The sequence below is a fragment of the Mycolicibacterium grossiae genome, assembly GCF_008329645.1.
GTDB lineage: Bacteria > Actinomycetota > Actinomycetes > Mycobacteriales > Mycobacteriaceae > Mycobacterium > Mycobacterium grossiae.
This window is the reverse complement of the sequence record NZ_CP043474.1, coordinates 4653231-4669324: the sequence shown is the minus strand read 5'-3', so window position 1 is coordinate 4669324 and position 16094 is coordinate 4653231. Positions and strand designations below refer to the sequence as shown.

At 71.1% G+C, this 16094-nt stretch carries 13 protein-coding genes and 1 pseudogene; 7 read left to right on the top strand and 7 right to left on the bottom strand.

Going from position 1 to position 16094, the window contains the following annotated elements; translation table 11 throughout:
* Positions 1-46: 46 nt before the first annotated feature.
* From FZ046_RS22425 to FZ046_RS22405, 5 genes are read left to right on the top strand one after another with little or no spacing between them, the layout of a single operon-like run.
* Entirely contained in the window at positions 47-1576 is a 1530-nt protein-coding gene (locus FZ046_RS22425) for an alpha/beta hydrolase (RefSeq protein ID WP_070355680.1), read from the top strand.
* 45 nt (positions 1577-1621) lie between these two features.
* On the top strand, positions 1622-2962 hold the full coding sequence (glnA, locus tag FZ046_RS22420; RefSeq protein ID WP_070355679.1) for a type I glutamate--ammonia ligase: 1341 nt from the start codon (positions 1622-1624) through the stop codon (positions 2960-2962).
* 49 nt (positions 2963-3011) lie between these two features.
* Positions 3012-5987, top strand: coding sequence for a bifunctional [glutamine synthetase] adenylyltransferase/[glutamine synthetase]-adenylyl-L-tyrosine phosphorylase (locus tag FZ046_RS22415; RefSeq protein WP_070355678.1), 2976 nt, complete (start codon positions 3012-3014; stop codon positions 5985-5987).
* A complete protein-coding gene (locus FZ046_RS22410; protein WP_070355677.1) occupies positions 5988-6641 on the top strand; it encodes a PaaI family thioesterase in 654 nt (217 codons plus the stop codon). It abuts the gene before it with no gap.
* On the top strand, positions 6638-7498 hold the full coding sequence (locus tag FZ046_RS22405; protein ID WP_070355686.1) for a TIGR03619 family F420-dependent LLM class oxidoreductase: 861 nt from the start codon (positions 6638-6640) through the stop codon (positions 7496-7498). The genes FZ046_RS22410 and FZ046_RS22405 overlap by 4 nt, the downstream gene beginning before the upstream one ends.
* On the opposite strand, the gene FZ046_RS22400 is transcribed toward FZ046_RS22405, so the two are convergent.
* Both FZ046_RS22400 and FZ046_RS22395 read right to left on the bottom strand, forming a co-directional pair.
* Positions 7495-7917 carry a DoxX family protein gene (locus FZ046_RS22400; protein ID WP_070355676.1) on the bottom strand — a complete coding sequence of 141 codons (423 nt, stop codon included), beginning with the start codon at positions 7915-7917 and terminating at the stop codon, positions 7495-7497. The genes FZ046_RS22405 and FZ046_RS22400 overlap by 4 nt on opposite strands.
* Before the next feature lie 37 nt (positions 7918-7954).
* The gene (locus tag FZ046_RS22395) at positions 7955-8377 is read right to left on the bottom strand and encodes a DoxX family protein (protein WP_070355675.1); all 423 of its coding nucleotides are present in this window, start codon (positions 8375-8377) and stop codon (positions 7955-7957) included.
* Positions 8378-8460: 83 nt separating this feature from the next.
* Here FZ046_RS22395 and FZ046_RS22390 point away from each other — a divergent pair.
* A pseudogene (locus FZ046_RS22390) lies at positions 8461-9536 on the top strand (threonine aldolase family protein).
* A gap of 179 nt (positions 9537-9715) precedes the next feature.
* On the opposite strand, the gene glnA (FZ046_RS22385) reads toward FZ046_RS22390, so the two are convergent.
* On the bottom strand, positions 9716-11152 hold the full coding sequence (glnA, locus tag FZ046_RS22385; RefSeq protein ID WP_070355674.1) for a type I glutamate--ammonia ligase: 1437 nt from the start codon (positions 11150-11152) through the stop codon (positions 9716-9718).
* Positions 11153-11267: 115 nt separating this feature from the next.
* On the opposite strand from glnA (FZ046_RS22385), the gene FZ046_RS22380 reads away from it, so the two are divergent.
* Positions 11268-11735: an RDD family protein gene (locus FZ046_RS22380; RefSeq protein WP_070355673.1), complete on the top strand. Its 468-nt coding sequence runs from the start codon at positions 11268-11270 to the stop codon at positions 11733-11735.
* A gap of 19 nt (positions 11736-11754) precedes the next feature.
* Here FZ046_RS22380 and FZ046_RS22375 read toward each other — a convergent pair whose 3' ends face one another.
* From FZ046_RS22375 to lipB, 4 genes are all read right to left on the bottom strand, one after another.
* Positions 11755-13581 carry an amidohydrolase gene (locus tag FZ046_RS22375; RefSeq protein ID WP_070355672.1) on the bottom strand — a complete coding sequence of 609 codons (1827 nt, stop codon included), beginning with the start codon at positions 13579-13581 and terminating at the stop codon, positions 11755-11757.
* Between the two features lie 64 nt (positions 13582-13645).
* A complete protein-coding gene (locus FZ046_RS22370) occupies positions 13646-14401 on the bottom strand; it encodes a DUF4191 domain-containing protein (protein ID WP_070355671.1) in 756 nt (251 codons plus the stop codon).
* A 41-nt stretch (positions 14402-14442) separates the two neighbouring features.
* Entirely contained in the window at positions 14443-15378 is a 936-nt protein-coding gene (gene lipA / locus FZ046_RS22365; RefSeq protein ID WP_070355670.1) for a lipoyl synthase, read from the bottom strand.
* Positions 15375-16076 (bottom strand): lipoyl(octanoyl) transferase LipB, encoded by a 702-nt coding sequence (gene lipB / locus FZ046_RS22360; protein ID WP_070355685.1) that lies wholly within the window; start codon positions 16074-16076, stop codon positions 15375-15377. Before lipB ends, lipA begins: the two co-directional genes overlap by 4 nt.
* Between the last annotated feature and the right edge of the window lie 18 nt (positions 16077-16094).

The following is a 16094-nucleotide window of genomic DNA, read 5'->3' as shown; positions in this document are numbered from 1 at the left end:
CACCGGATCGGGCCGGCTGCGGCGATGACAACCGTTGCGTGCGAGCATGATCGCCATGTGGCGGGTGGGTAGGTTCATCTCGGCACCGCTCGCCACCATGGCGCTCGCGGGCGTGCTGTGTCCGACGGCGGCCGCGTCCCCCGAGGGCGAGGCCGTCGCGAGCTACGGGCAGCCGCCCGCGTGGGGGAGTTGCGCGGCCTGGGTGGGTGACGCCGGACGGATCCCGACCGCCCAGTGCGGCACCATCGACGTCCCCGTCGACTACCAGAACCCGACCGGTCCGCAGGCGCACCTCGCCGTGATCCGGGTGCCGGCCGCGGGCGAGAAGCTCGGCGTGCTGATGGTCAACCCGGGCGGGCCCGGCGCCTCGGCGGTCGACACCGTCGCCGGCATGGCGGCGGGCCTGGCAGGCACTGAGATCGCCCAGCGCTTCGACCTCGTCGGGTTCGACCCGCGCGGCGTCGGCCACTCCACCCCGCAGGTGCGGTGCCGCACCGACGCGGAGTTCGACGCGTACCGCCGTGAGCCAATGGTCGATTACAGCCCTGCGGGCGTCGCCGCGATCGAGTCGATCTACGCCGGGGTGATCCAGGGCTGCCTCGACCGCACCGGGCGCGACTTCCTCGCCCACGTCGGGACCAGCTCGACCGCTCAGGACATGGACGTCGTGCGGGCGGCGCTGGGGGAGACGCAGGTCAACTACCTCGGCTACTCCTACGGCACCGAGCTGGGCGCCGCCTATGCCGAGCGCTATCCGGAGCGGGTGCGCGCGATGGTGCTCGACGGTGCCGTGGACCCGGGGTCGGACCCGATCGGCGAGAACGTCCGCCAGCTCGCCGGCTTCCAGACCGCATTCGACGCCTACGCCGCGGACTGCGCACGGTCCGCGGACTGCCCGCTGGGACAGGACCCGGCACGGTTCGTCGCGCGCTACCACCAACTCGTCGACCCGCTGGCGACGACGCCGGCCGCCACGGGCGACCCGCGCGGGCTGAGCTACTCCGACGCCATCACCGGCACCGCCAACGCGCTGTACACCCAGCAGTACTGGAAGTACCTCACCAGCGGCCTGCTCGGCCTCGCGCGCGGGACCGACCCGGGCGACCTGCTGCTGCTCGCCGACGACTACCAGCAGCGCGGACCGACCGGGCAGTACTCCAACCAGCAGGACGCGTTCACCGCGATCCGGTGCGTCGACGCGCCGTACCCCACCGACTCCGCCGCATGGGCCGAGGCGGACCGGCAGGCGCGCCTCGTCGCACCGTTCATGTCCTACGGCGCCTTCACCGGGTACGCGCCGCGCGACCTGTGCGCGCTGTGGCCGGTGCCACCGACGTCGCAACCGCATCCCGCGGTGTCGCCCGGGCCGGGCAAGGTGGTGGTCGTCTCCACCACGCGGGACCCCGCGACGCCCTATCAGGCGGGTGTGGAGCTGGCACGCGAGCTGGGCGCATCGCTCATCACGTTCGACGGCACGCAGCACACCGTGGTGTTCAACGGGGACGCCTGCGTCGACGGCGCCGTGGTCGACTTCCTGGTGAACTCCCGACCGCCGGTGGCAGACCTGCGGTGCTAGCCGCGACGTAACACGGATTTAACAGCCGGTGCCTACGCTTCGCACATGGACCGGCAGAAGGAATTCGTGCTGCGCACGCTGGAGGAACGCGACATCCGCTTCGTCCGGCTGTGGTTCACCGACGTGCTCGGCTACCTGAAGTCGGTCGCGATCGCGCCGGCCGAACTCGAAGGCGCCTTCGAGGAGGGCATCGGCTTCGACGGCTCGTCCATCGAGGGCTTCGCCCGGGTGTCCGAGGCCGACATGGTCGCGCGTCCGGATCCCTCGACGTTCCAGGTGCTTCCGTGGACGACGTCGGCGGGCAAGCACCACTCCGCACGGATGTTCTGCGACATCACCATGCCCGACGGTTCGCCGTCGTGGGCCGATTCGCGGCACGTGCTGCGCCGGCAGCTCGCCAAGGCCAGCGATCTCGGCTTCTCCTGCTACGTGCACCCCGAGATCGAGTTCTTCCTCCTCGAGCCCGGCAAGGACGACGGCACGCCGCCGGTGCCCGCCGACAACGGCGGCTACTTCGACCAGGCCGTGCACGACGCCGCCCCGAACTTCCGCCGGCACGCGATCGACGCGCTCGAGCAGATGGGCATCTCGGTGGAGTTCAGCCACCACGAGGGCGCGCCGGGGCAGCAGGAGATCGACCTGCGTTACGCCGATGCGTTGTCCATGGCCGACAACGTCATGACGTTCCGGTACGTGGTCAAGGAGGTGGCACTCGGCGAGGGCGTGCGGGCGTCGTTCATGCCCAAGCCGTTCGCCGAGTACCCGGGCTCTGCCATGCACACCCACATGAGCCTGTTCGAGGGCGAGTCCAACGCCTTCCACAGCTCCGACGACCCGCTGCAGCTCTCCGACGTCGGCAAGGCCTTCATCGCCGGCATCCTGGAGCACGCCAGCGAGATCAGCGCCGTCACCAACCAGTGGGTGAACTCCTACAAGCGGCTGGTGCACGGCGGCGAGGCGCCGACCGCCGCGTCGTGGGGCGCGGCCAACCGCTCGGCCCTGGTGCGGGTGCCGATGTACACGCCGCGCAAGGCGTCGTCCCGACGCATCGAGGTGCGCAGCCCCGACTCCGCCTGCAACCCCTACCTGGCCTTCGCGGTGCTGCTCGCCGCCGGGCTGCGCGGCGTCGAGAAGAACTATCAGCTGGCCCCGGAGGCCGAGGACAACGTGTGGACGCTGACCCCCGAGGAGCGTCGCGCGATGGGCTACAAGGAGCTGCCCGGCAGCCTCGGCGTGGCGCTGAGCGAGATGGAGAACTCCGAGCTGGTGGCCGAGGCGCTCGGCGAACACGTCTTCGACTTCTTCCTGCGCAACAAGCGCACCGAGTGGGAGAACTACCGCAGCCACGTCACGCCGTTCGAGCTGAAGGCCTACCTGTCGCTGTGAGCCCGTTGCTCTGAGCCGGCGGCGCGCCGGCGTGCGCTAACGTCGGGGCGTGCCAAAACCCGCGACGCAGCGGCCCACGCTGCCCAGTGTCGGCAGGCTGGGACTCGTCGCACCCACCGCCCGTGACGACCTCGACCGGCTGGGCTGGAACACCGACGCGCACGTCGAGCTGCTGTGGTCGCTCTCGCGCGCGCCCGACGCCGACGAGGCGCTGCGGGCGATGGTGCGGCTGTCCGAGGCGCTGGGGTCCGGCTGGGCCGAGCTCAACCGCGCGCTGATCGCGGACAAGCCGCTGCGCGGCCGCCTGTTCGCCGTCCTGGGCTCGTCGCTCGCACTCGGCGACCACCTGGTCGCGCAGCCGGCGTCGTGGCACCTGCTGGCCGGCACCGTGCGGCTCCCCGAGGCGCGCCAGATCCGTCGCGAGTTCGTGGCCGTCGCCGAAAGTGCCTCGGCAACAACGGCCATGACGTCGCTGCGGTCGATGTACCGCGACCGGCTGCTGGTGCTCGCGGCGCTCGACCTGGCGCCCACGGTGGAGAACGAACCGGTGCTGCCCTTCGCCACCGTCGGCAGTCACCTCGCCGACCTGGCCGACGCGGCTCTCGAGGCCGCGCGCGTGGTGGCGACCCGCACGGTGTGCGGCGACGAGAAGGAACCGCCCGCGCTGGCCGTCATCGCCATGGGCAAGTGCGGTGCGCGGGAACTGAACTACGTCAGCGACGTCGACGTCATCTTCGTCGCCGAGGACGCCTCGGAGTCGACGATGGCGCTCAACACCCGCATCGCGGGGGAGATGATGCGATTCGCCGGCGATGCCTTCTTCGAGGTGGACGCCGCGCTGCGCCCCGAGGGCAAGCGCGGGCAGCTGGTCCGCACGCTGTCCTCGCACGTCGCCTACTACGAGCGGTGGGCCAAGACGTGGGAATTCCAGGCGCTGCTCAAGGCGCGGTTCGCCGTCGGCGACGCCGACCTCGGTGAGCGCTACCTCGCCGCCCTCGTGCCCATGGTCTGGACGGCGTGCGAGCGCGAGGACTTCGTGCCCGACGTGCAGGCCATGCGCCGCCGGGTCGAGGAACTGGTGCCCGCGGGCGTCCGCTCGCGAGAGATCAAACTCGGTACCGGCGGCCTGCGCGACGTCGAATTCGCGGTCCAGCTCCTGCAATTGGTGCACGGCCGCACCGACGACTCGCTGCACGTGTCCTCGACGGTCGACGCGCTGGCCGCGCTCGCCGCCGGCGGCTATGTCGGGCGCGACGACGCCGCGAACCTCACCGCGTCCTACGAGTTCCTCCGGCTGCTCGAACACCGGCTGCAGCTGCAGCGGCTCAAGCGCACCCACATGCTGCCCGAGCCGGACGACGACGAGGCGCTGCGCTGGCTGGCGCGCGCCGCGCACATGCGTCCGGACGGTCAGCACGACGCGCTCGGGGTGCTGCGCGAGGAACTCAAGCGGCAGAGCCTGCGGGTGTCGCGGTTGCACGCCAAGCTCTTCTACCAGCCGCTGCTGGAATCGGTCGGGCGTCCGGCGGTCGACTTCGGCGAGGGCATGACGGCCAAGGCCGCCGAACGTCAGCTCGCCGCATTGGGTTACGAGGGCCCGCAGAGCGCGCTGACCCACCTCGCCGCGCTGACGGGTGGCGGCACCCGGCGCAGCCGCGTGCAGCAGGTGCTGCTGCCCACCCTGCTCGACTGGCTCTCGGACACACCGGATCCCGACGCGGGGCTGCTGGCCTACCGCCGGATCAGCGAGGAGATGGCCGACCAGCGGTGGTATCTGGCGGCGCTGCGCGATGAGGGTGCGGTGGCCAAGCGGCTGATGCGGGTGCTCGGGACCAGCGCGTACGTGCCCGAACTGCTGATGCGCGCGCCCGAGGTGATCCAGCAGTACGCCGACGGACCGCGGGGCGCCAAGCTGCTCGACGTCGAACCCGACACCGTGTGCCGCGCGCTCGTCGCCTCGGCCGGACGGCATTCCGACCCGGTGCGGGCGATCGCGGCCGCGCGCACACTGCGTCGTCGCGAACTCGCGCGCATCGCGTCGGCGGACCTGCTGGGCCTGCTCTCGGTGACCGACGTGTGCACGGCGCTGACGTCGGTGTGGGTGGCGGTGCTGCAGGCGGCGCTCGACGTGGTGGTCCGCGCCAACACCCCCGCCGCCGGCCCGCCCGCGACGATCGCGGTGATCGGCATGGGCCGCCTGGGCGGCGGCGAGCTGGGTTACGGCTCGGACGCCGACGTCCTGTTCGTGTGCGAACCGCTCGGGGACACTGACGAATCCGTCGCGGTGAAGTGGTCGGTGAGCATCGCCGAACAGGTGCGCGCCCGGCTCGGCACGCCCAGCGCGGACCCGCCGCTGGAGGTCGATGCCAACCTGCGGCCGGAGGGTCGCAACGGGCCGCTGGTCCGCACGCTGGCGTCCTATGCCGCCTACTACGCGCAGTGGGCGCAACCGTGGGAGGTGCAGGCGCTGCTGCGCGCGCACTGCGTGGCCGGCGACGCCGACCTGGGGCACCGGTTCCTGCTGATGATCGACGACATCCGCTATCCGCCGAACGGCGTGTCGGCCGAGGCGGTGCAGGAGATCCGCCGCATCAAGGCCCGCGTCGACGCCGAGCGTCTGCCGCGCGGCGCCGACCCCAACACCCACACCAAGCTGGGTCGCGGCGGTCTGGCCGACATCGAGTGGACCGTCCAGCTGCTGGCGCTGCGGCACGCCCATCGCATTCCCGCGCTGCACAACACCTCGACGCTGCAATCGCTCGATGCGATCGGCGCCGCGGAGCTGGTCGCCGAGGGCGACGTCGACCTGCTGCGCCAGGCATGGCTGACCGCGACCCGCGCGCGCAACGCGCTGGTGTTGGTGCGCGGCAAGCCCACCGACCAGCTGCCCGGACCGGGCCGCCAGCTCAACGCCGTCGCCGTGGCTGCGGGCTGGGCCAACGGCGACGGCGGCGAATTCCTGGACAACTACCTGCGCGTGACGCGCCGCGCGAAGACCGTGGTGCGCAAGATCTTCGGAGAATAGATGGCCGAGCAGACCGAGTTCCCGTTCGACGTCATCGCCGACGACGAGTACACCCGGCTGCGTGCGCTGTACGAGCCGCTCACCGAGTCGATGCGCCGGCTGATCGACGTCGGCCTGCGCACCGGCGTCGACGCGGCGGAGATCGAGACCGCGCGCGCCGCCATCGACGCGGCCGCCGAGGTGCTGGGCGGAGTACGTCACGACACCACCTCCACGCTGCGGCACGCTGACACCGGCCGCCCGCTCGCCTGGGCGAATCCCGCGGTGGGACTGCGCAATCCGATCGCCCCGCCGATGCACATCACCCACGAACCGGGCGGTGGCTGCTGGGCCGAGTTCACCCTCGGTGCCGCCTACGAGGGACCGCCCGGGCTGGTGCACGGCGGGATCTGCGCGCTGATGCTCGACCACATCCTCGGCGAGGTGGCCAGCGACGGGCTGACCAAGTCGCTGTTCACCGGCACCATCACGCTGCGCTACCTGCGGGGCACGCCGCTCGGGCGGGTGCGCGCCGAGGCACACGTCGACCGCACCGAGGGCATCAAGACCTACGCCCGCGGCCACCTCGCCGACGCCGCGGGGCGCACCGTCGAGGCCGAGGGCGTGTTCATCATGCCGGCGTGGGCCCGGCCCGGCGGCCGGGCCAGCGCGTGAGGTTCTACGTCAGCACCGCCTTCCTCGACGTCGCCGAGGTGGTCGACGTCGCCCGTGCCGCCGACGAACTCGGCTACGACGGGATGGGCATCCCGGACCACGTCGTCAACCTCGAGACGCTGGCGACGCCGTACCCCTACACCAAGGACGGCTCTCGGCGGTGGGAGCCGTTCACCCACTGGCCGGACCCGTGGGTGATGATCGGCGCGATCGCGCTGGCGACCCGGCGGCTGCGCTTCGTCACCACCGTGTACCTGCCCGCCATGCGCGACCCGTACTCGGCGGCCAAGGCGATCGGCACTGCGGCGTGCCTCGCCGGTGGGCGCCTGGAACTCGGCATCGGCGTCGGCTGGTGCGCCGAGGAATTCGCGCTCCTCGGGCAGCGCTTCGACCGCCGCGGCAGGCGCACCGACGAGATGCTCGAGCTAATGCGCGCCCTCTGGGAGCCGGGCTGGACGGAGTTCGACGGCGAGTTCTACCGCACGCCGCGGCTGGAGATGGAGCCCACGCCGCCGCGCATCCCGGTCTACGTCGGCGGGCTGTCGGACGTCGCGCTGCGCCGGGCGGCGCGCAACGACGGGTGGATCGGCGACCTCATCTCGACCGACCGCGCGGTCGAGGCCGTCGCGACGTTGCGCGCGCTGCGCGCCGAACGCGGCGCGACGATGGACGACTTCACCGTGCTGACCCCGCTGACCGATGCCTTCACTCCCGAGCACTACGCGCGCGCCGAGGCGGCGGGCATCACCGGCGTCATCACCATGCCGTGGATGTTCTACAGCGGTCCCGACGCCACACTGGCGCAGAAGATCGACGGCATGCAGCGCTTCCGCGCCGACCTGGCGCTCGACGCCTAAACGGTGCTACGGCGCCGACGCAGCAGTGCGTCGAGCGCCCAGGCGCCGCCGCCGGTGAACACCAGCAGGAAGAAGCCGAAGCAGAACAGGACCGCGGACTCGCCGCCGTTCTGCAGCGGATGCAGCCCGTCGGGCTGGTGCTGCCAGAAGTAGGCGACCGCCATGGTGCCCGACGCGATGAATGCGGCGATGCGGGTGAACAGGCCGGTCATGATCAGCAGCCCGGCGACCACTTCGATGAGGCCGGCCCACCATGCCGGCCACGTGCCGGCGGGGATGGGACCGCTGCCCATGTCGACCGGCCAGGCGAACAGCTTTGCGGCGCCGTGCACGGTGAACAGCAGACCCAGGACGATGCGGAACAGGCTCAGCACGGCGGGCGCGACGGCGTTGAGCCGTGCCTCGACGGATGGCGTCATGGCTCGACCGTACCGACGCACCCGGCCCGCGTCAGGGCTACCGTCGGCGGGTGGTCGACGATCGCATGGCGTCCACCGCGTAGGCGCCGCCACCGGCGAACACCAGTAGCAGGAAGCCGAAGCAATACAGGACGGCCAGCTCGCCGCCGTTCTCGATGGGCCACAGCGCGGACGGCTGGTGCTGGGTGAAGTAGGCGAACGCCATCTCGCCGGCACCGACGAACGCGGCCAGCCGGGTCACCAGGCCGACCAGCAGCAGCAGGCCGACGACCAGCTCGATGACGCCGGCCCACCAGTACGGCCACGTGCCCACCGGCACCGCGCCGCCGCTGGGACCGGCGACCGGCCACGCGAACAGCTTCTGGGTGGCGTGCACGGTGAAGAGCAGGCCGAAGACGATGCGGAACACGCTCAACATGGCGGGCGTGACGGCGGCGAGCCGGGACTCCAGTCGGTTCATGGGGGAGAGATTACTATTCGGACTTGGGTCCGGATAGGTGGGCGCGCCGGTCGCCGAGCGGATTCGGCCGTCACACTGGACGGGTGACCCACGACCCGCAGGACGGCCTGCGCCTGCATGACCCCGACCGCCGCGACTTCGCCAGCGACAACTACGCCGGCGCGCACCCCGAGGTGCTCGCCGCGATCGCGGCGGCCAACGGCGGACACCAGACCGCCTACGGCGGCGACGCGTACACCGCACGGTTGCAGGAGGTGATCGCCGAGCACTTCGGCGACGCGGCCGAGGCCTTCCCCGTGTTCAACGGCACCGGCGCCAACGTGATCGGCCTGCAGTCGATGCTGCCGCGCTGGGGTGCGGTGATCTGCGCGTCGACCGCGCACATCCACACCGACGAGAACGCCGCCCCGGAACGCGTCGCCGGCCTCAAGCTGCTCACCGTGCCGACCCCCGACGGCAAGCTGACCCCGGAACTGATCGACCGCGAGGCCTGGGGCTGGGGCGACGAGCACCGCGCGCAACCGCTGGCCGTATCCATCACGCAGACCACCGAACTCGGCACCGCGTACACGCCCGACGAGGTCCGCGCCATCGCCAACCACGCGCACGCCCGCGGCATGCGGCTGCACGTCGACGGCGCCCGGATCGCCAACGCCGCCGCCTTCCTCGGCGTCGGGCTACGGGCCTTCACCACCGACGCCGGCGTCGACGTGCTGTCCTTCGGTGGCACCAAGAACGGGCTGCTGTTCGGCGAGGCCGTCGTGGTGCTCGACCCGTCGGCGTGCGACGGACTGACCTACCTGCGCAAGCTCGACATGCAGCTGACCAGCAAGATGCGCTTCGTCTCGGCGCAGCTCGTCGCGCTGCTGAGCGACGACCTGTACCTGCGCTCGGCCGCCCACGCCAACGCCATGGCCGCCCGGCTGCGCGCCGCGGTGCAGGATCTGCCGGGCGTGACCGTCACCCAGGCCACCCAGGCCAACGCGGTGTTCGCCGTGCTGCCGCCGGGGGTCGCCGACCGCCTGCGCTCCGAGTTCCGGTTCTACGACTGGAATGCCGCGACCGGTGCGGTGAGGTGCGGTGGATGTGCGCCTTCGACACCACCGCGGACGACGTCGACGCCTTCGTCGCCGCGCTGCGGCGGGCCCTCGCCGGGTGACCCCCGAAACGACACCACCCGCCCGGGCAGAACCCGGGCGGGTGGCGACTCAGACGTCGCGTCGGCGGAGCCGACTCACACGTCGCGTCGGCGGAGCCGACTCACACGTCGCGTCGGCGGAGCCGACTCACACGTCGCGTCGGCGGAGCCGACTCACACGTCGCGTCGGCGGAGCCGACTCACACGTCGTAGTAGAGCGAGAACTCGTACGGGTGCGGACGGATCTGCACGGGCATGATCTCGTTCTCGCGCTTGTAGGAGATCCACGTCTCGATGAGGTCCTCGGTGAAGACGCCACCCTCGGTGAGGTATTCGTGGTCCTCTTCGAGCTTGTCGATGACGGCCGACAGCGAGGTGGGCGCCTGCGGGATCGCGGCGGCCTCGTCCGGCGGCAGCTCGTAGAGGTCCTTGTCGACCGGGGTCAGCGGCTCGATCTTCTTCTTGATGCCGTCGATGCCGGCCATGAGCATGGCCGCGAACGCCAGGTACGGGTTGCCCGAGCTGTCCGGGCAACGGAACTCGAGGCGCTTGGCCTTCGGGTTGTTGCCGGTGATCGGGATGCGGACGCAGGCGGAGCGGTTGCGCTGGCTGTAGACCAGGTTGATCGGGGCCTCGTAGCCCGGCACCAGGCGCTTGTAGGAGTTCACCGTCGGGTTGGTGAACGCCAGCAGCGACGGCGCGTGATGCAGGATGCCGCCGATGTAGTGGCGGGCGAGGTCCGACAGCCCGGCGTACCCGGCCTCGTCGTGGAACAGCGGCTTGCCGTCCTTCCACAGCGACTGGTGGGCGTGCATGCCGGAGCCGTTGTCACCGAACAGCGGCTTGGGCATGAAGGTGACGGTCTTGCCGTTCGCCCAGGCGGTGTTCTTGATGATGTACTTGAACAACTGCACGTCATCGGCTGCGTGCAGCAGCGTGTTGAACTTGTAGTTGATCTCGGCCTGGCCGGCGGTGCCCACCTCGTGGTGACCGCGCTCCAGGATGAACCCGGCGTTCTGCAGATTGGTCGACATCTCGTCGCGCAGGTCGACGTAGTGGTCGTACGGGGCGACCGGGAAGTAGCCGCCCTTGGGGCGCACCTTGTAGCCGCGGTTGGGGCTGCCGTCGGCCTCGAACGGCTCACCGGAGTTCCACCAGCCCGACTCGGAGTCGACCTCGTAGAAGGTGCCGTTCATCTTCGAGTCGAAGCTGACCGAGTCGAAGATGTAGAACTCGGCCTCGGCGCCGAAGTAGGCGGTGTCGGCGATGCCGGTGGAGGCGAGGTAGTTCTCCGCCTTGCGGGCGACGTTGCGCGGGTCGCGCGAGTACGCCTCGCGGGTGAACGGGTCGTGCACGAAGAAGCTGAGGTTCAGCGTCTTCGCATTGCGGAACGGGTCGATCCGCGCGGTCTCGGGATCCGGCAGCAGCATCATGTCCGACTCGTGGATGCTCTGGAAGCCGCGGACCGAGGAGCCGTCGAACGCGAGCCCGTCCTCGAAGACGCTCTCGTCGAAGGCCGCAGCCGGGATCGAGAAGTGCTGGACGACACCGGGCAGGTCGCAGAACCGAATGTCGACGTACTCGACGTTCTCGTCCGTGATCAGCTTGATGATGTCATCGGCGGTCTTTTCTGCCACTAATGCTCTCCTTGTCTGGTAACCCGCCGGTTGACGCTATGGACACGATGTTGCACGCCAGTCAACCGGATGTTGCGTGGACGTTACGCAATGCGGCTCCTCCTATGCTGGGGCCATGGCGCGCAGCTTCGGTTCGTGGCTGTCCGGTCCGCCGCCCGGCGCGGGGGACCCGACCCACGGCGACTACCCCGGTCAACGCCTCGGCCTGCCCGATCAGGGGTCGCGGTCGATCGCGCGGTTCGGCCGGCGCATGGGCGCGCTGCTGATCGACTGGCTGATCGGTTACGGCCTCGCCGGTCTGGCGATCGCGCTCGGCTGGGTGTCGTCCGGGGCGCTCTCGACGGCCGTGCTGGTGATCTGGCTGGTGCTCGGGGTGGTGGCGGTGCGGTTGTTCGGCTTCACCCCGGGCCAGTACGCGCTGGGCCTGATGGTGGCGACGGCCGACGGTCGCGACCACGTCGGATGGGGTCGGGCGCTGCTGCGCGGCGTGCTGATCGTCCTCGTCATCCCCGCGTTGTTCACCGACGCCGATCACCGCGGCCTGCACGACCTCGCCTCGAAGACCGTCGTCATCCGCAGGTAGCCATCCGGAGGTAGGGCCGTCACGCCTGGTGCCGAACGCGGCCGTCCATCATCGTCAGCACGACCTTGGCGGCGTGGATGTCGTGCGGGTCGCCCTCGAGGATGTTGCGGTCCAGCACGATGAGGTCGGCGAGCTTGCCGACCTCGATCGAGCCGACGCGGTCGTCGAGCCGGATCTGGTAGGCCGCGCCGAGGGTGTTGGCGTGCACGGCCTCGGCGACCGAGAGCGCCTGGTCGGCCGGCGCGAGGACCGGCGCGTCGGGGCGGCCGATCAGCTGCCGGGTGACGCCGATCTGGATCGAGTCGAGCGGCCGGTAGGTGGAGAAGTAGCCCGCGGCCGGCCAGTCGGTGCCCAGCGAGATGCGCCCGCCGGAGCGCAGCACGTCCTGGGCGCGGTAGAAGAGGTCCTTGCGCGGCGACCCGTAGCGCGCGGCCATGTTGAGCACGGTGTCGGGATCGGCGGAGAACCAGTTGGCCGAGAACTGCGCAACCACGCCGGTGGCGGCGAACCGCGCGCTGTCCGGGTCCTGCACGTAGACGAGGTGGGCGATCGCATGCCTGCGGTCCCGCGGACCGTTGGCGGCGATCGCCTTCTCGATCGCGTCCAGGGCGACGCGCGTGGTGCGTTCCCCACACGCGTGCACGTGCACGTCGATCCCGGCGGCGTCGATCGCGGCGATCATGTCGTGCCACTGCGCCTCGGTGAACGGCGAGCCGCCGGTCGAGTCCGGTTCGTCGGCGTAGGGCTCGATGAGCCAGGCCGTGTAGCCGCCCTGGGTGCCGTCGCCGACGATCTTGACGACGCTGACGTCGACGAGGTCGGTCCGGACCCGCCGGCGCGCCTCGGTCAGCTTCGCGACGGCGTCGTCGAAGGGCGGGGACTTGACGCTGTAGGAGGCGACGACGCGGAACGGCAGGGCGCCCTTGGCCTCGACGTCGGCGTAGAGGGCGATGATCTCGGCCTGGTCGCCGCCGACCGGCGGCACGCCGGCGTCGAACACCGACGTGATGCCCGCCTCGGCTGCGCGGGGCAGCCACTCCTCGAGCATGCGCTGCATGCCGTCGGGGGAGATCGGGTCGACGGCGTTGACGAGGCTCAGCACCGCGTTGATCTCGAGGACGTAGCCGGTCGGGTCGCCGTGCGCGTCGCGGGCGTAGTAGCTGAAGCCGGGTACCGGATCCGGGGTGTCGCGTCCCACGCCGGCGGCCTCGAGGGCCGCGCTGTTGGCCCACATGCTGTGCGCGTCGATGGCGAAGATGAAGCCCGGCCGGTCGGGCAGGACGCGGTCGAGGTCCGCCCGGGTGGGACCGTCGGGGCCGAACATGTCCACCCGCCAGCCGAATCCGCGCACCGGCCCGTCGGGGTGCTCTGCGGCGTACGCCGCGATGGCGGCCAGCGCGTCGTCCTTGGTGTCCACCTGCAGGTCGACGCCGTGGCCGAGGAACGCCCCCAGGAAGGGGTGGATGTGCCCCTCGACGAAGCCCGGCATGAGCAGCTTGCCGCCCAGGTCGACGACGCGCGTGCCGGGGCCGGCCAGGGCCAAGGCGCCCGGGTCGTCGCCGACGTAGGCGATGACGTTGCCGCGCACGGCGACCGCCTGTGCCCACGGTGCAGGGCCGGCGACGGTGTAGACGCGTCCGTTGTGCAGGACGACGTCCGCGGCCGAGTCGGCGTCCGCGTTCCCGCCGGCGCCCGCGTCATCTCCGGACGAGGTCGACCCGGACGAGCAGGCCGTGACGGCGGTCGCCGCGAGGACGACCGCGGCGGCGGTGCGCAATGCCGTGCGGCGGGTGGTGGGGGCGCCCAGGGCGGCGAAGTGCGGGGCCCAGGCGCATGCGGTACACACGCCGCATATTGTTGCCTACGTCAAATAACGGTGGCGGCGTAATCGCCGATCGGCGTCGGGACGGTCAGCGGCGGCGCACCGTGCGTTGCACACCGCGCATCTTGGCGTTGCCCGGCAGCGGTCCCTTGGGCATCGCGGCGGGGCCGACGCGCGACCCCAGCGCGGCCAGCCGGGACTCCAGCGAGTCCATCTGCTTGGCCGTGATGTTGGCGGGCAGCTTGGTCAGGTGCCGCTCGAGCTTCGACAGCGGTACCTCGCCCTCGCCGTTGCCCACGACGAAGTCGTAGATCGGCACGTCGCCGACGATGCGGGCGGTCCGCTTCTTCTCCTGCGCCAGCAGGGGTTTGACGCGCTGGGCGGCACCCTCGCCGACGAAGATCACGCCCGGGCGGCCGATGACGCGGTGCACGGCGTCGAAGTGACCGGTCGCCGCGACGCCCGGGGTCACGCGCCACTTGCCGCGCAGGTTGTCCAGCGCCCATGCCGCCGCGCCGGTCTGGCCCTCCGCTTTGCGGTAGACCGACTTCTGCGCGCGCCGGCCGAACACGATGAACGCGACGAGCGCGCCGAGCACCACGCCGAGGGGGACCAGCGTCGCGAGGGTGAACGTGCTGCCGCTCAGGATGCCGGCGACGACGGCCGCCGCCACGATCACCACGAACGCGCCGATCATGTACGGCAGGAGGCGCTTGTCCTCCTTGCGCTGGATCTGGAACGCCTGCCACAGCTGGCTGCGCCGCTCCTTGGCGGCCGCCTTGCGGGTGGCCTTCGCCTCGGCCTTGGCGGCCTTCAGTTCGGCCTTGTTGCGCGTCTTCGCCATTGGTCCAGGATACGGGGATGGCCCCGGTCAGGACGAGGCGGTCAGGACGAAGCGGCGGCCCGGATGCGCGCAGCCTCGGCGTAGAGCCGGCCGGCGCGGTACGAGCTGCGGACCAGGGGACCGGCCAGCACGCCGATGAACCCGATGCGCTGCGCGTACTCCTGGTGCTCGACGAACTCCTCCGGCTTGACCCACCGTTCCACGGGGTGGTGCCGCGCCGAGGGCCGCAGGTACTGGGTGATGGTGACGATGTCGCAGCCCGCCGCGAGCAGGTCGTCGAGTGCGGCGCGGACTTCCTCGGGCGTCTCGCCCATGCCGAGGATCAGGTTGCTCTTCGTCACCAGACCGTAGTCGCGGGCGGCGGTGATGACGTCCATGCTGCGCTGGTAGCGGAACGCCGGCCGGATCCGCTTGAAGATGCGCGGCACGGTTTCGACGTTGTGCGCCAACACCTCCGGGCGGGTCTCGAACACCGTCTCCAGTTGCTCGGGAATCGCGTTGAAGTCCGGGATGAGCAGCTCGACGCCGGTGTTCGGGTTCAGCGCCTTGATCTGCCGAACCGTCTCGGCGTACAGCCACGCGCCGCCGTCGGGCAGGTCGTCGCGCGCGACGCCCGTCACCGTGGAATAACGCAGACCCATCGCCTGCACGCTCTCGGCCACCCGGCGCGGCTCGTCGCGGTCCAGGTCGGCCGGCTTGCCGGTGTCGATCTGGCAGAAGTCGCAGCGGCGGGTGCACTGCTCGCCGCCGATGAGGAACGTGGCCTCGCGGTCCTCCCAGCACTCGTAGATGTTGGGGCAGCCCGCCTCCTCGCACACCGTGTGCAGGCCCTCGCGGCGCACCAGCGCCTTGAGTTCCTTGTACTCGGGGCCGGTCCGCAGCGTCGTCTTGATCCACGGCGGCTTGCGCTCGATGGGCGTTTCGGCGTTGCGGACCTCGAGGCGCAGCAGCTTGCGGGTTCCCGGGTCGACGCTCACGACGTCAATGCTACTGCCGCCACGCCGTCGAGGGCGTCGCGCACGGACGCGGCCACCCGCTCGGCGACGTCGTCGACGGCGACGCGGCGGCCGAGTTCCGCGGTCAGCGAGGTGACGCCGGCGTCGGCGATGCCACACGGCACGATCGACCCGTAGGCGCCGAGATCACAATCACAGTTCAGGGCGAAGCCGTGCAGTGTCGTCGCCCGGGCCACCCGGATGCCGATCGCGGCTATTTTCCGGGCGGGCCGGAAGCCGACCGCGGGATCGTCGGCGGCCACCCACACCCCCGACCGGCCCGCGACGCGACGCGTCGGCACGCCGAGATCGGCGCACACCGCGATGAGGGCGTCCTCGAGCCGCCGGACGAACTCGACGACGTCCATGGGCTCGGCGAGCCCGATGATCGGGTAGCCGACGAGCTGTCCGGGACCGTGCCAGGTGATCTTGCCGCCCCGGTCGGTGTCGATCACCGGGGTGCCGTCGTGCGGCCGCTCGTGCGGCTCGGTGCGCTTGCCCGCGGTGTAGGTCGGCGGATGCTCGAGCAGCAGCAGCGTGTCGGGCCCACCGGCCACCCGTGCCGCCGCCAGTTCGCGCTGCAGGTCCCACGCCTCGCGGTACTCGACGGTGCCGAGACGGCGGACGTCCACCGGTGTCGCCGCGCTGCGGACCGACGCCTTCGGGGACCCAGCTGCCATGGTGTTCACGGTACTCGC

Bases quoted from the DNA above. Each gene is read 5' to 3' on its own strand.
- FZ046_RS22395 (WP_070355675.1), bottom strand. From the start codon at position 8,377: ATGAACCGACTGGAGTCCCGGCTCGCCGCCGTCACGCCCGCCATGTTG.
- FZ046_RS22400 (WP_070355676.1), bottom strand. From the start codon at position 7,917: ATGACGCCATCCGTCGAGGCACGGCTCAACGCCGTCGCGCCCGCCGTG.
- FZ046_RS22370 (WP_070355671.1), bottom strand. From the start codon at position 14,401: ATGGCGAAGACGCGCAACAAGGCCGAACTGAAGGCCGCCAAGGCCGAG.
- FZ046_RS22410 (WP_070355677.1), top strand. From the start codon at position 5,988: ATGGCCGAGCAGACCGAGTTCCCGTTCGACGTCATCGCCGACGACGAG.
- lipB (WP_070355685.1), bottom strand. From the start codon at position 16,076: ATGGCAGCTGGGTCCCCGAAGGCGTCGGTCCGCAGCGCGGCGACACCG.
- FZ046_RS22380 (WP_070355673.1), top strand. From the start codon at position 11,268: ATGGCGCGCAGCTTCGGTTCGTGGCTGTCCGGTCCGCCGCCCGGCGCG.
- glnA (WP_070355679.1), top strand. From the start codon at position 1,622: ATGGACCGGCAGAAGGAATTCGTGCTGCGCACGCTGGAGGAACGCGAC.
- FZ046_RS22425 (WP_070355680.1), top strand. From the start codon at position 47: ATGATCGCCATGTGGCGGGTGGGTAGGTTCATCTCGGCACCGCTCGCC.